The organism is Thainema salinarum CENA647, from assembly GCF_057732415.1.
The window spans coordinates 437,281-453,024 of the sequence record NZ_JBYJZJ010000022.1; the positions used below are offsets into that span (position 1 = coordinate 437,281).

General features: G+C 52.6%; 10 protein-coding genes. 4 read left to right on the forward strand and 6 right to left on the reverse strand.

Annotated elements, in window-relative coordinates:
• The first annotated feature begins 56 nt into the window (after window positions 1–56).
• Window positions 57–497 carry a hypothetical protein gene (locus AC286M_RS08785; RefSeq protein ID WP_488204014.1) on the forward strand — a complete coding sequence of 147 codons (441 nt, stop codon included), beginning with the start codon at window positions 57–59 and terminating at the stop codon, window positions 495–497.
• 149 nt (window positions 498–646) lie between these two features.
• On the opposite strand, the gene AC286M_RS08790 is transcribed toward AC286M_RS08785, so the two are convergent.
• Window positions 647–1,222: a hypothetical protein gene (locus tag AC286M_RS08790; protein WP_488204015.1), complete on the reverse strand. Its 576-nt coding sequence runs from the start codon at window positions 1,220–1,222 to the stop codon at window positions 647–649.
• Window positions 1,223–1,596: 374 nt separating this feature from the next.
• Here AC286M_RS08790 and dxs point away from each other — a divergent pair, with 374 nt between their 5' ends.
• The gene (gene dxs / locus AC286M_RS08795; RefSeq protein WP_488204016.1) at window positions 1,597–3,504 is read left to right on the forward strand and encodes a 1-deoxy-D-xylulose-5-phosphate synthase; all 1,908 of its coding nucleotides are present in this window, start codon (window positions 1,597–1,599) and stop codon (window positions 3,502–3,504) included.
• A 220-nt stretch (window positions 3,505–3,724) separates the two neighbouring features.
• Here the strand turns inward: dxs and ilvB are convergent, their stop codons facing one another.
• The 5 genes from ilvB to cax form a co-directional block, all read right to left on the reverse strand.
• The gene (ilvB, locus tag AC286M_RS08800; RefSeq protein WP_488204017.1) at window positions 3,725–5,563 is read right to left on the reverse strand and encodes a biosynthetic-type acetolactate synthase large subunit; all 1,839 of its coding nucleotides are present in this window, start codon (window positions 5,561–5,563) and stop codon (window positions 3,725–3,727) included.
• 450 nt (window positions 5,564–6,013) lie between these two features.
• Complete coding sequence (locus tag AC286M_RS08805; RefSeq protein ID WP_488204018.1) at window positions 6,014–6,598, reverse strand: DUF981 family protein; 585 nt, start codon at window positions 6,596–6,598, stop codon at window positions 6,014–6,016.
• A 90-nt stretch (window positions 6,599–6,688) separates the two neighbouring features.
• On the reverse strand, window positions 6,689–7,135 hold the full coding sequence (locus AC286M_RS08810) for a hypothetical protein (RefSeq protein WP_488204019.1): 447 nt from the start codon (window positions 7,133–7,135) through the stop codon (window positions 6,689–6,691).
• Between the two features lie 272 nt (window positions 7,136–7,407).
• Window positions 7,408–9,300 carry a glycoside hydrolase family 10-like protein gene (locus tag AC286M_RS08815; protein WP_488204020.1) on the reverse strand — a complete coding sequence of 631 codons (1,893 nt, stop codon included), beginning with the start codon at window positions 9,298–9,300 and terminating at the stop codon, window positions 7,408–7,410.
• A 274-nt stretch (window positions 9,301–9,574) separates the two neighbouring features.
• Window positions 9,575–10,690 (reverse strand): calcium/proton exchanger, encoded by a 1,116-nt coding sequence (gene cax, locus AC286M_RS08820; RefSeq protein WP_488204021.1) that lies wholly within the window; start codon window positions 10,688–10,690, stop codon window positions 9,575–9,577.
• A gap of 633 nt (window positions 10,691–11,323) precedes the next feature.
• Here cax and AC286M_RS08825 point away from each other — a divergent pair.
• On the forward strand, window positions 11,324–13,996 hold the full coding sequence (locus AC286M_RS08825; protein WP_488204022.1) for a DUF3536 domain-containing protein: 2,673 nt from the start codon (window positions 11,324–11,326) through the stop codon (window positions 13,994–13,996).
• A gap of 311 nt (window positions 13,997–14,307) precedes the next feature.
• Window positions 14,308–15,735 (forward strand): hypothetical protein, encoded by a 1,428-nt coding sequence (locus AC286M_RS08830; protein WP_488204023.1) that lies wholly within the window; start codon window positions 14,308–14,310, stop codon window positions 15,733–15,735.
• The last annotated feature ends 9 nt before the right edge of the window (window positions 15,736–15,744 follow it).

A 15,744-nucleotide genomic window follows, 5' to 3' on the forward strand; every position in this document is an offset into this window, starting at 1 on the left:
TCACACGCTAGTTGCCTGCACACTAATCAACCGATCAAAGGAGTGAATTGCTATCCGTGACTTCTAACTTACTTGGGTTGCTGATCGGTGGCATTTTGCCAGCCATCTTCTACGGGGTGTCCTCTATTTTTGCTAAGTCGAGTGCCAATGCAGGAATTCCGGTCGGGTGGCATCTCTTTTGGGTTGGTTTAGCCATCAGCGCTACTGGTGTTGTGCTGCAAGTGCTGTTGCCCGGATCAGCACCATCCCGAGTTGCGATCGCATCGTCATCCATGCAGGGTGTGCTCTGGGGATTGGGTACGGGCTGCGTTGTGCTTGGCATCCTCAAGTTTCAGGCACCGCTGGCCAAGCTGGTTCCGCTCTACAACATGAACACGCTAATCACCGTCGGCTTAGCACTGCTAATTTTTGCAGAGTGGCAACAAGTCCGTCCGCTTCAGCTCCTCGCCGGAGCCATCCTAATCATCATCGGCGGCATCTTTGTTTCACGAGCTTAATGTTTCAGTCAGTCCCAGAGTATAGCGGTAGTCATATTAGTTAGGACATTTTTGTAGCGCGGCTCCGCCGCGCTACAAAAATGTCCGTGTCCTAACCTAGCTGACTACAGCTATAGAAAAACGGGACAACTCTTTAAACCAAATTCCAACTATTCCAGTGGAATTAAGGGTGCGAACTGGAGTGGGGTATCGGGACGCTCTAGTTCGACGCGGGGAATGAAGCTGGGAGCTAAATCGCGGGGGCGATCGCCAGCGCTGATGCAAACGGGCATGGTTTCATCGACAGAAACATCGGCTGCATCTGCAATTTCAATTACGCATTCTGCATAGCGATCGGGCAGTAAGCTGCGGCGACAGTTATCTAATACGGTTAGCGGTTCTGAGGCCAGTTCGTTGTCAATGTTAACCACACACTCCGCCATTTCTCCTGGGCGGCGGACGCGACGGCACGACGCGAGGGCATCCACTGGGGCGATTTCGGTATCGCCTTCAATCAGCGTGACGCACTCACTCACTTCTTCTGGTTCTAAGGCCCCGGCGCAGGCAGAGGCTGCCACAGTAGGGTCTAGATCGTCATACTTCAGTAAAGCCTCGGCACATTCTCGATAGGATTCGTCATCGTCCCAGTCAATATCAAACCACCAGGCTTGGGCTGTACGAGGTGCAGAGACCAAACCGGCAACTAGGAGAGCTGCGATCGCAATCGGACGAGTTCTAAACCGCATAGGAAGAGCTGTAGTGATGAACTAAATCTCAGATCGAAGCTCATTATAAACCCAACTCCCTCAATCAGCCGCAATCTGTCGAGATCCGGGCAAAAAACGATGCGGTCAGCTTCGATCATGGCTATCCGTCTAGACATTTGGCGAAATATCCAAAGAAATCCGAAGATTTGTTGAAGCCTTGACATAAAAATCAATCTTTATTCAAGTCTGTCGGCAGACTGATATAGCGGGAACTCGGCTTAATTTGACGTAATATGTCCGGTCTGATTTCGTCGGAAAAAGGTTACTAATCTCTGCTTACAGTCGCTGAATCCTCTACAGTGAATAAGGTATTCCAAAATTCTTTATAGATTGACCCAGAGGGAACACCAGTTATGCACCTGAGTGAACTGACCCATCCCAATCAGTTGCATGGTCTATCGATCCATCAGCTTGAACAAATCGCGCGTCAGATTCGAGAGAAACACTTACAGACGGTGGCAACCAGTGGTGGCCACCTGGGACCAGGACTAGGCGTGGTCGAACTCACCCTAGCCCTGTATCAAACCCTAGATTTAGACCGAGACAAAGTCCTTTGGGACGTAGGACATCAAGCTTACCCCCATAAGTTAATCACAGGCCGCTACAGCCAATTTCATACACTCCGGCAGAAAGATGGCGTAGCGGGCTATCTGAAGCGTTCTGAGAGCAAGTTTGACCACTTTGGTGCAGGGCACGCGTCTACCAGTATCTCTGCGGCACTGGGCATGGCAATGGCCCGCGATATGAAAGGCGAAGACTTCAAAGTCGTCGCTGTGATTGGTGACGGGGCATTAACGGGCGGCATGGCGCTGGAGGCGATCAACCACGCCGGACATTTGCCCAACACCAACCTGATGGTGGTGCTGAACGACAACGAGATGTCGATTTCTCCGAACGTGGGTGCGATTTCCCGCTATCTCAACAAAATGCGCCTTAGCCCGCCGATGCAGTTCTTGACTGACAACCTGGAAGAGCAGTTCAAGCATCTGCCTTTCGTCGGTCAATCCCTCACGCCGGAACTGAATCGCGTCAAAGAGGGGATGAAGCGGCTGGCAGTCTCCAAAGTGGGTGCCGTATTTGAAGAACTAGGCTTCACCTATATGGGGCCAGTGGATGGTCACAACCTATCTGAACTGATCACCACCTTCAAAGAAGGGCACAAGCATACTGGCCCCGTCCTGGTACACGTGGCGACCACCAAGGGCAAGGGATATGCGATCGCAGAAAAGGATCAGGTTGGCTACCATGCTCAGTCGCCGTTTAATTTATCTACAGGTAAAGCGATTCCGCCCACTAAGCCCACGCCGCCCAAGTATGCCAAGGTGTTTGCGGAAACCCTGATCACCCTGGCTGAAAACAATCCCAAAATCGTCGGGATCACTGCTGCAATGGCAACCGGAACGGGATTAAATAAGCTGCAAGAAAAGCTGCCGGATCAGTATATCGACGTGGGTATTGCCGAGCAGCACGCTGTCACTCTGGCTGCGGGTTTGGCTTGCGAAGGCATGCGTCCGGTGGCTGCGATTTACTCCACGTTCTTGCAGCGGGGCTACGACCAGATTGTGCATGATGTCTGTATTCAGAAGCTGCCGGTCTTCTTCTGTCTTGACCGCGCTGGGATCGTCGGTGCCGATGGCCCTACCCACCAGGGCATGTATGACATCGCTTATCTGCGCTGTCTGCCCCACATGGTGCTGATGGCTCCCAAGGATGAAGCCGAACTACAGCGAATGCTAGTCACAGGCATCGACTACACCGATGGGCCAATCGCTGTGCGCTATCCGCGTGGCAGCGGTCAGGGTGTGCCGCTGATGGAAGAAGGCTGGGAACCGCTGCCAATTGGTAAAGGTGAAATTCTGCGCCAGGGCGATGATATTCTCCTGGTTGGCTACGGCACAATGGTTTATCCGGCGATGCAAACGGCGGAAATTCTCAGCGAACACGGTATTGAGGCCACGGTGGTCAATGCTCGCTTTGCCAAGCCGATTGACACTGAGCTACTCGTTCCACTAGCGAAGCAGATTGGTCGTGTGGTCACGATGGAAGAAGGCTGCATTATCGGTGGCTTTGGCTCTGGCCTAGCGGAAACGCTGCTGGATCACGAGGTGCTAGTGCCCGTTACCCGCATGGGTGTACCGGATAAGCTGGTCGATCACGCGACGCCAAACGAGTCGAAGAGCGATTTGGGCTTGACGCCACCGCAAATGGCCGATCGCATTCTCAAGTCCTTTAAGCGCGAACCGTCTGCCGTTGGCGTTTAACACGGAAACCGCATATAAAAGCCAGTTTTTATTTTCTGTGAGAGTCAGGCGCAGCCTGACTCTCACAGAAAATAGTTTCGGTTCTTTCTAGTTGAATTCGATATAAGTTGATTGACGCCTGGTAGGGGCAAATTGCCATTTGCCCCTACGGTAAGACAAAACAAAACCAGCCAGATTGCTCAGCAATCTGGCTGGTTTTGTTTGTGAATTAATCTAACCGCTAGAGCTTAGTGCCGCATTCGGGGCAGAAGCTGTGGGTAGGTAGATTCTTGGCATCGCAGCTTGGACAATAAACTGGCTCATTCGCCTCAAGTCGCGCGGCCTTAGGTAAACCCAACATCTGAGCATTGCTCTTACCGGGGGCCACCATTGGATAGCAGTTTTCGTCCCGCTTCACGTGGACATCCATTAGAACTGGGCCATCGTGAGCCAGCATTTCTGCGATCGCAGGTATTAAATCTTCCCGCCGCTCCACAATCATGCCTTTGACACCGTAGGCTTCCGCCAGTTTGACAAAGTCTGGCATCCCGACTTCCATGTTGGACGAGGAGTAGCGCTCGCCGTAGAAGGACTGCTGCCATTGGCGCACCATGCCCTGCCAGCCGTTGTTGATAATCACGGTCTTGGCTGCAATGTGGTACTGAGCCAGAGTACCTAGCTCTTGCAAGCACATCTGGAAGCTGGCATCACCGCTGATACAAATTACGTCTTCATCCGGTAGCGCCACCTTCACGCCCATAGCGGCTGGCATCCCAAAGCCCATCGTGCCGAGACCCGCGCTAGAGATCCACTTGCGAGGCCCATTCTTGAGAAACTGAGCGGACCACATTTGGTGCTGGCCGACATCAGTGGTGTAGTAGGCATGGGGAGCCTGCTCAGCCAGCGCCACAATTACCTCTTGGGGAGATAGAATTCCCTCAGGACGAGGTACCTGGAGGGGATAGTCTTCTCGCCAGTGATTAATCCGGTTACGCCAGGCTAACGTTTGATTGGGGTTGGCCGGATTATTTTCTTCTGCCAAGCGCGCTAGCAGATTGCTCAGTACGTGCTGAACATCGCCAACGATGGGCACATCCGGCGCACGATTTTTGCCAACTTCGGCGGGATCAATGTCGATGTGGATGACCTTGGCGCGCGACGCGAATTCATCCAGTTTGCCCGTCACGCGGTCGTCAAACCGCGCACCGACCGCAATCAGCAAATCACATTCACTGACCGCAAAGTTGGCGTAGGCCGTGCCGTGCATACCCAACATACCAACCGCAAGCGGATGCTTCTCGTCAAATACGCCTTTGCCCATCAAGGTTGTAGTGACGGGAATTTGGAAATATTCGGCGAGCTGCTTCACTTCGGCATGAGCGCTGGCTGCGATCGCACCACCGCCCACGTATAGCAGCGGCGATTCTGCCTGACGAATCAAGTTAATCGCCTGCATGATTTGACGTGGGTTGCCCTTCACCGTCGGACGATAGCCAGTCAGGCGAATGCTGCCGGGTTCAACTGGAACGTAATCGAACTCAGCTAAGCCAATGTCTTTAGGAACATCAATCAGAACGGGGCCGGGGCGTCCGGTTTGAGCGATGTGGAACGCTTCTGCCACAATTCGAGGAATATCCCGTGGATCGCGAGCCACATAGGAATGTTTCACAATCGGCAGCGTAATGCCGTAGATGTCCGTTTCCTGGAAGGCATCGCTACCGATCGCGGGCAGAGGCACCTGGCCAGTAATCACCACCATTGGAATGGAATCCATTTGAGCAGTGGCAATTCCAGTCACTAAATTAGTAGCACCAGGGCCAGAGGTGCCGAAACACACCCCCACCTCGCCAGTAGCGCGAGCATAGCCATCCGCCGCATGGGATGCACCTTGCTCGTGCCGCACCAAAATATGCTGAATACCACCAGCCGCTTCTGCCTTATACAGCTCATCGTAAATGGGCAGGATTGCGCCACCTGGATAGCCAAAAATGTGCTTGACACCATGTCGCTTCAGGCTGTCAATCAAAGCATACGCGCCAGATGCGCGCTGAACCGACACTTGCTGACGGACTTGCACCACGGGGAACCTCGTCAATCAATCGCTAAATTAAACTACAAATACAGAAAATCACCAGATTTACTCTGGCTCATCATCCATGCCCATGCCGTTAACGTACATTAAACAAATTTGCTGATTGGCAGATGCTCGCTAACTCAACAAACGGCAATGAGCTGAATCACTATCCTAGCTTTAATAATGCATCAACCAATACAAATTCGGCTGCCCTATACCGAGATTAACTTGATGCTAACGTGTGTCAGGCGAACTGAGAACGGAAATATAGAGCTGCTGTTCATCGTGTAACCCTCATAAGACAAAGGGTTTGCAGTTTATATTCCAGAGAAAGCAGAATTACACTTCCTTAACAAAGTCAGGATTTGCCTAAATTCCCCTGTATGGTGCTACGCATTTAGAACCATTAGAACTATCTGTCGTAACTCGATTATGTGGGCTACACCTATCCAATGGCTAGTTTCCTCGCATGACAGGGGGTTGCCAATCACTAAAGCTTTCCAAATGCCCCCAGTAGCCTCTGTAGCCAATAATTGCCCAGATGAGTGCAGCAATCAATAGAACAATTGCTCCCAAAGTGCGCCAACCTTTGCTGCTGCGTAAATAGATCAGCGTTGGTGCGGAGAGGATGCCACCGAGTCCAGTCAGGATAAAGCCAAGACCCGCGACAACGGGCTGATTGGTTTGCCCCAAGTTGATGATGCGAATGCCGATCAGCACAGCTGCCAATCCCGCAAAGAACGCATAAATCGCGATCGTGAGTAAATCCCAATTGAACGCGATCGCAACTGCGGCAGCCGTAAATAAGAAGCCGAACATGACGGTGGTTTCGCCAAAGGAGATATTAAAACTGCCGATCACAGGCCATGTCCAAATCATGTGCAGTCCGGTGGCGAGCGCAATGCCGCCAACGATGCCAAATCCGGGTATCCAGCGCTTGAGATTGGCTCCGTCATCCAGTCCGCGATAGACAAAGTCCGCTAAGAGCACTAGCCCCGCCACCATGTTGATCAACATGAGGGTGATGTAGTCGATAAACATGAATCCTGCTCAAAACAACGGTTTGATTGTATAGCAAGAATTTTAAGAGGTGAGGCGTGAGGAGAGAGGCGTGAGGCGTAATACTTTGGTTTAGAACGAGCAGCAGGGCCATTCTTGGGTGATCAGGGGTTGAGTGAGATCTACGCCGTAGCCTTCTATGCGAATTTTTTGAGCGGCATCATCGGGGATCACAACGATTTGCCAAGGGTTGGTCGGCGTTTCCAAAACGTAGGGAATGGGGTCGGGGACAGGCTTACCTGCTTGGCGAAATTCGGCTTCCTCTTCCGGCAAAAGAATCTGAGTTGCATTCATCACGTCCACCATTTCCATTGAAGCGCTAGACGGTGTCCACTGCATGAATCCGGCCTCCTCCAAGCTGTCGAGATTCACTTCAAAGGATGCGATCGCAGTTTCCAGTGAGTAGCGTTTACCCGCCGAGAACTGGCCCGATTTCGCAAATCCTTGGCTAACAATTGCAGCGCCACCACTAAGCACGGCAACTAAGGTAATCACACTCACGAGTTTAATGCGGCTCATAAAATGGCTTTCATCCAGCGCAACACTGCAATCATACGCGACTATACTAATTCGCCATTGCCCGATTCAGTATCAGTAACAGCATGTTAGTCAACGGGATCGCTGCTTCTATCATGCCCGAATTTTATGTCTGGATTGAAAGGTGCGATCGCGATTTTGGGCTATCAACAAACAAAGGCAGCGGAGTGACGCTGCCTTTTCGTATAACCCTGCGTCAGGGCGAATAGCCATTCGCCCCTACGATTTACGCCTCACTCCTCACCCCTCACCTTTTAAAACGGAACCGTCCAGCCATCATTCAAATTCGGATGCTTGGCAGGTGTGGCAAATAGAGATTGGAACAGTCGCTTGCGCGTGTCGCGTCCTTCATTACCCGTCCACAGCGTTTCGTAGAAGAAGAATGATATGCCGCGATAGCCAGCCTGACGAGCCGCTTGCACCTGCTGCCAAATCAGTTCCATTGGTACGGGATAGTTTTTCAACCCAGTCATAATACCGATGCCGACCGGGATATGGCGACGCACGGCTTGGATCGTCGGACGATTCAGCTCCATGATGAACCGCTCCATATCGGGGCGATAGACCTGGAGGATCAGCTCTTCCAGCCAGCCTTCCCGCTCCCAGGTGATCCAGTCCTGCAGGAAGTTTTCAATCGCGAAGGGCTGAGGATTGGGTGATAGGGCGACGATGCAGTCCTCTTTCGTGTTCTTAATCGCGCGGAACATGCGGGCAAAGTCGCGGCTGATCCGGTCGGCTCGCCAGCGAATCCATTCGGGATCTTGGGGATCGGCGGGTGGTGCTTGGCCTTTGTGCTCCTGCTTGTAGAGCTTGACGGTGTATGGGTCGTAGCCAAACTCATAGGGCAGGCCAAAGTGGTCATCAAACTGGATACCGTCGATGTCGTAGTTGGCGACGATTTCCGTCACCATGCTGATGATGAACTCCTGCACCTCCGGATGGAAGGGATTCAGCCAGACGCGGGGGTGTTCGCCTTGCATATAAACTTGGCTACCATCTAATCTCTGAGTCAGCCATTCAGGGCGCTCTTTGGCCAAATCCGAGTAAGAGGGAGCCATGAAGCCGAATTCAAACCAGGGCAAGACTTTCATGTTGTGCCGATGACCTTCTTCGACGGCCTCAGCCAGCATGTCGCGGTCTTGCAGTCCCGGTTCGGGATCAACCCGCCAGCCAAATACCTGCTCGGCGATTTCGCTGGGATAGAGCGTGTAGCCCCAGTTCCACACCGTTGGGTAAATGGTGTTGAAATTCATGTCGGCCAGTTCTGCGATCGCAGTTTTCAGCCGCTCGGTACTGAACAGCACTTCGCTATCCACGTTAGTCAACCAAACGCCGCGAATTTCTTCACTAGGCAGATTGGGGCGAGGATTCGGCCTCAGAATCGGTGTAGAAGGCTGAACGGGTATTCCAGGGTCAGGATTGGGATTATTCACGACCGTACCGCCTGTCCCATCCACCGAGGCGACGTATTGAGCCGAAAGCAGGCTCACCTTCGTTTCGGCGCTGTAGGCTTGGCAAATTGCCGTTGCCACTTCTGCCCGTGTAGCTGGCCGATTGGGATCGAGCCGCCGCACGTTGGGATAGTTGACGATCAGCTTATTCTCTAACGCTGCCGTCACGCCCGGTCGAGCATACTCCGGGATCAGCGAGGCGTCGTCGAACCAGGTTTCTAGCTCATTCTCGGCAACGGCTTGGGGCGCGACCTGGAGACCACTTGCGATCGCAACTAGTACCTGGGCACGGGGAATATTCTGGCTGGGCACAAACCGATTACCGGGATAGCCGCTCATAAAGTCGGACTGAAAGGCGCTGCGAATCGCGCTAGATGCCCAGTGATTCGATGGCACATCGGTAAATTGAATTGGGCTCCGCAGCGGATCGGGTGAAAAGGCCGCGTCTACCATTGTGGCAAACTCGGCCCGAGTGACCAAGCCGTTGGGGCGCACCGTGCCGTCTGGATAGCCGTTGATCACCCGACGAGCGGCTAAATCTTCAATACAGGGCTGCGCCCAATGGCCCTGCAGATCGCTGAATCGCACCGACTGGGCGGGTGTTGGTTTCCCGCTGCATAGCAAGACGGTGCTAATGGTGATTAGTGCGATCGCAACAAATTGGAGGCCAGATTTTAGCCCCTTAACCCCGCTCATGGTGGACGCTCCTCTGAATGCTTATCTGATAACAATACACAAGTCTCGATGTTTCCAGACGGGCCGCTCTGACCAGACGTTCCGAAGCCAAATATTTATCTGGCACACCGTTGTTTATCTGGATAGGGGCGAATGGCATTTACCCTTCGTATGGCTATTGATGCCTACTTGTTATGGCTACTTGTAGGTTGGGTTGAGTGACAACGAAACCCAACAATTTCAGAGCTTCTTGTTGGGTTTCGCGTTGCTCGACCCAACCTACTGGACTACTGGATTAGCCAATACCTTCAATGACGGGATGGAAGTAGAAGGCAAAGCCCAATACGGTATAGGTCGCGAGCAGCAGCGTTCCCTCCAGCCAGTTGGACTTACCATCGGAGCTAATTGAGTTGGCAATCAGCACGGCGACGGCGACGGCGACCAGCTCAAAGGGATTGAAGTCCAAATCCATCGGCTGACCAATCACAAAACCGACCAACACCAGAACGGGCGCAACGAATAGGGCAATTTGCAGACTGGAACCCACTGCGACGGCCATCGAGAGATCCATCTTGTTTTTAATGGCGACTGTCACCGCTGTGGCGTGTTCAGCCGCGTTGCCGATAATCGGCAGCAGGATCACACCCGTAAACAATTCAGACAGGCCTAACTGCACCGTTGCCGTTTCGAGTTCGCTGACAAGGAACTCTGATTCCAAGGCGACAAATAGCGTCGCAACCAGCAGCACCCCAATCCACAGCGGCAGGTTGACCGAATGCTCACTATGCTCAGCTTCCGAACTCACACCGTCTGTATCCTCGGCAAATTCCACCTCTGCAACTTCGCAAAGGTAGGAGTGAGTTTTCATTGAGAACAGCAGCGTCAGGGCATAAACCACAATCAAAACAACCGCCACTGCCACTGACAGATACTGCATCAACGGCTGGTCAATCCCTTCAGAAGTGACATCGACTGCGGTAGGCACGAGAATGGCAATTACCGCCAAGTTCATCGACGACGCATTCAGGCGGGCCACAACGGGCTGAAAATCCTGCTCCTTGAAGCGAATTCCGCCCAGCAGCATCGATAGACCCATCACCAGAAGTAGGTTGCCAATGATCGAACCCGTTAAGCTGGCTTTGACCACATTCACTAGGCCAGCATTTAGCGCCACGATCGCAATAATCAGTTCCGTCGCGTTGCCAAACGTCGCATTGAGCAGTCCACCCAGCGTGGGACCAGCGACAACGGCGATTTCCTCAGTTGCGGTGCCCATCCAGCCTGCTAGGGGAATAATTGCGATCGCAGCCGTAACGAAAACAACGGTTGATCCCCAGTCCAGAAAATGAGCCGCGATGGAGATGGGAATAAAAATTAGCGGTACGGTAAAAATCAGATTTTTGACGGTCATGCAGAATCCTAGAGCGTCCTACAAAGTTTAAGCATTGAATAAGCGTTGAATCAGGTTTAAACGGTATGCACAACTAGCAGCATAATTATGGTCTAAACCTAAGGCGATCGACGATCCCTCAGTGCAGTTTTCCCATAAACGAGCAAAATCTATTGCAAAATCTAACGCGATTGCAACGGTCAGCAACAATATGTTGCGGGGATCGCATATCGGGGTTGTTCTGGATACCGATCTCGGTTTAATAAAGAACAGGAATGATTAAAAAATTGTGGATCTTCAATACCAATCCAAAACCAAATAGCTGCTCAATGGAGTGGCTCTAGACGCACTATTTCACCTGGGTTTCGCTCCACCAACCCATCATTAATCAGTCATTACTCACTATCAGCTAAATTCTAATTCTGCCGACCATTGCTCCGAGTTATGGTCTGGCTCTAGCGAGTGATTAAGTTGGAAACTGGTGCATAGATACCCTTTATCGACCTCATTTGTCCCTATTTATCCCTCGCTTAGAATTTATTAGCTCATTCGCTTTCGATTCAGCATTCAATATTTCAACGTTAATCCCTGCACGGCACGTCCAATTACCGCCTGTCTATTGACTTTATCGATACTGTATTTAGGTCAGCATTTATGTCAGAACTGCATAATCCAGCAGCCACACTGAACACGACAACTCAAACCGCGATCGCAGATGTCGATCCCAATCTTGTTAAACATCAAGATCGCGGTGCGATCGCAGATCAAACCCATGATCCCCTCAAGGTTGCTACCGGAGTTTACGTCGTGGTTCATGGTCACTTTTACCAGCCACCGCGCGAAAATCCTTACTTAGATGCCATTGAGCGTCAAGCCAGTGCCGCGCCGTTCCATGACTGGAACGAGCGGATTCTGCATGAAAGCTATCGACCCAACGCCTTTGCCCGCATTTTGAACGACCGGGGTGAAGTGCTGCAAATCGTCAACAACTACGAGTATCTCAGCTTCAACATGGGGCCGACGCTGCTCAACTGGCTAGAGCGGCATGATTTGGAAACCTACCAGCGAATTCTGGAAGCGGATCGGCTGTCCAGTCGGCGATTGAACGGTCACGGAAATGCGATCGCGCAGGCGTATAACCACATCATTCTGCCCTTGGCGAATCAGCGAGATAAAGAAACTCAGATCCGCTGGGGGATTGAGGATTTCAAATCCCGCTTTGGTCGCGATCCCGAAGGTATGTGGCTGGCTGAAACGGCGGTGGATTACCCGACGCTAGCAGCACTGGTAGCCGAGGGAATCAAGTTCATTATTTTGGCACCCTCACAGGCTCAGCGCTGTCGGCCCTTGCCAACGCCTCATCAGTCAGAATCCCAGTGGCGCGAAGTCAGCGGCGGCCAGATTGATCCCACCCGTCCCTATCGCTGCTTCCTGCCCAAGGGCAATCCAGAGACGGACTACATAGACATCTTTTTCTACGATGGCCCCATCTCTCGCGATATGGGCTTCAACGATGTCCTGACTAGTTCGCAGCACTTCGCGGGTCGGATTGGGCAGGCGGTACGCGGCGATCAGCGTCCCGCTCAGATCATTTCCGTTGCCACCGATGGCGAAACTTTTGGTCACCACAAAGCTGGAGCCGAAAAGGCATTGGCCTATGCGCTAGTAGGCGAGTTCCCCCATCGTCACTGGACGGTGACCAACTATGCCCACTATTTGAGCATTTGTCCCCCAACCTGGGAAGTTGAACTCAAACCCGTCACGGCCTGGAGCTGTTCCCACGGCGTGGATCGCTGGCAGGATGACTGCGGCTGCGGTGGTGGTGGTGTCTGGCATCAGCAGTGGCGGCGTCCGCTGCGGGACGCCCTGAACTGGCTGCGGGATGAACTGGTTCAGGTGTATGAAAAAGCAGCGCGATCGCTGTTTACCGATCCCTGGGCTGCACGCAATGATTACGTTCAGGTTCTGCGCGATCGCAGTCAAACCAACGTCAAGCGCTTCCTGAAGCAGCACCAGTCGCACCCACTGTCGAACACCGAACGAGTGGATGCCCTGCGACTTTTGGAAATGCAGCGCCACGCCATGTTCATGTTCACCAGCTGCGGCTGGTTTTTCGAGGAGCTGTCGCGACCCGAGGGCACTCAGATTCTGCGCTATGCCTCCCGCGCAATTGAACTAGCAGGGTTAGTCTCTGGTGTTCAGCTCGAAGCCGAGTTTACTAAGCGCTTGGCCTTGGCTCCCAGCAACGTTGAACAGTTCCAGACTGGAGCCGAGGTGTATCGCCAACTGGTGATTCCGGCCCAGGTGAGCCTCGAACAAGTCGCCGCTCACTACGCGATTAATTCGCTATTCACCATCTATGAGCGGGAGCAGCGCATCTACTGCTACACGACGCGCCAGATTGACTACCATCTCCAGCGGATGGGGCCACTGGCATTGGCGATTGGGCAAGTCCAGCTCATATCGGAGATCACCCATGAGAAGGTGAATTTAGTGTTTGCTGTGCTGCACCTTGGTGGCTGGGATTTCCACTGCTGCATTCAACCATTTAAGAGTCGGTTGGCCTATGCTCAGTTGAAAGATCAGCTCTGCGACGTGCTGAAGCAGGCCAGCGTGGCTCAAATTATTCTCACGATGCAGCAGATCTTTGGTGAACCCTTCTTTGATCTATCCACTCTGTTTGAGGAAGAGCGCCATCGGCTGATGCAGTTACTCAGCCGCGATACGCTAGCGCGTTTGGATCAGCTCTACAGCCAGGTTTATCGGGATAACTACGGCATTTTGATGGCTTTCCATCGCGAAAATTTGGACGTGCCGCAGGAACTCCAGGTCGCGGCGGAAGTGGCCCTCAGCCATCGAGCCTCTAGTGCGATGTCCCTGCTGGAACAGGAAACCAGCGTTGATATTCATCCGCCCCAAACGGGCCTAGCTCATTTGGCTGAACTGGAAGCGATCGCAGTTGAAGCCAGCCACTTCCGCTGTGCGCTCAATCTGCCGCATGGTAAGCAGTTACTGGAACAGTTGATTTTGCGATCGCTGTGGCAAATGCTGCACAGTTCGGCTCACAATACAGACAATCATATTGACTGGTTGAAGCGCTTAATCAGCGTCGGCAATCAGCTTCAGCTCAATTTGTCCTTCGCCCATGCCCAGGAGCTGTATCTGGACTATCTCAATTCTCAAATCCTGCCCCGGCTCAATCCCAAACATGCCGCGCAAGCTCCAATTTCTGACGAGCGATCGCGTCAACTGTTGGAACTAGGCAATCAGCTCGATGTTGATGTCCGTTTCTGGCTGCAACAGCTAGAGGCTAACTCAGCCCAATAAGCTATCTATAGCGCTAGTCATGTTGGTTAGGACATTTTTGCAGGGCGGCGGAGCCGCCCTGCAAAAATGTTCGTATCTTAACTGAGTTGGCTACTACAGCTATAGAAAACACATTTAAAGCTAGAGGCTTGTCCGGCCACCATGTGGCCGGACAAGCCTTTTTGTAATGTTAAGTTTTCTTCATCGGCTGGTTTAGGTTTGATGTAGGCACTAAATCGTCCCTGCGGCCTAGAATCAGCAATCGCTAGATTAGGACACGAGGATAAATACTTACTCCTCACTCCTTCAGTGTCAAGAGGGTGTTAATAGCCATGAAGTGGACAAAACTGTTTGGTTTAGTTGCGATTGCAGTTCTGGTAGCCGTATCAACGGTGTTTGTGCAGAATCGTCTATATCCCAGTCCGGATGTGTCGGCGGCCTTGAATGCGGACTATACGGAAAGCTGCCTATTGCCGGATGTTGAGCAGCGTCCCGCTTGGGAGTGTTATGAAATCACGGCGACGGGTGAGGCGTATCAGCCTGTAACGGTTCGGCATACCGACGGCACCGAGCACCGTGTCCTGACGTTCCAGGACAATGGGCAAACCAAGTTTCGGTTTACGCCGACGCAGCCTGGAGTTTGGAGCTTCAGTACGGGTGGTGAAATTGAGATTTCGGCAGAGCGACCAGACTACGCTAAAGGCTTTGTCGCTGCAAATGGGCAAAAGTGGATTCGTACCGCTACCGGAGAAGCATTCGTGCCTCAGTACGTCATGTACGATAAGCCGGATTTAGACGCGGGACTAGATGAATTTGTCGATGGGCACGGCTTCACGGGGTTCCACATCACCAACCTGCGCGACTTCATGGAAAATCCCGCCTACTTTGAAGCCGTGGTGCTGAAAACCTATCGCCGGGGCGGCACGACGCACTTCTGGATTTGGGGCGACAAGAGCCGCGACGAAACCCCAGACACCTACGGCGTTGACGCGGAGCAGCTTTATCAGGAAATTGCCGCTCGCCTTGGCCCCATTCCTGGCTGGACGTTCAGCTATGGATTTGATCTGTTTGAGTGGGCAAATGCGAAAGAGCTGGACGACGTCCGGGCGAAGTTCCAGTCCTACAGCAGCTATCCTCACCCCTTTGGCGGGCGCGGCCATAAAAACGAATATAAAGAAATCAGCTCCAATCTGGACTATGCCTCCTGGGAATGGCACCAGCCAGATTACGAGGAGTATCTGATCCACCTAGAGAAAGCGGGCAATCGTCCGGCCTTTTCCGAAGATCGGTTTCGGATTCGCACCCCGACCCGCTATCCCGAAAAAGATTACAACCCAGAACTGACGCTCCAGGGACTATGGGACTCAATGATGGCAGGCGGCGTTGCCAATATTTGGGGACATCAACCCCGCAATGCTGAATTCTCAGAACCCTATCCCAATAAAGATGCGATCAAAACCTACAGCACGTTTGCCGAGAACTATTTCACAGTCGGCATGCAGCCTGATGATCAGATTACAGAAAATGGGCACTGCCTACGCGACGGCCAAACGGCAGCGATGTGTTATTTACCAGACACAGATGCGATCTCACTACGATTAGACAGCTTACAGGTTCCCTATCGCGCGGTTGCGGTAGATACTCAAGTGGCCTATGAGGAAATTGAGTTGACAGGCGATGGCAACGATGGCATTACCTGGACAGCTCCCCGTCGATCAACTTGGGCCATCAGCGCTGCACCAGTTGATCCCGCTCCCTGACCTTGTTAC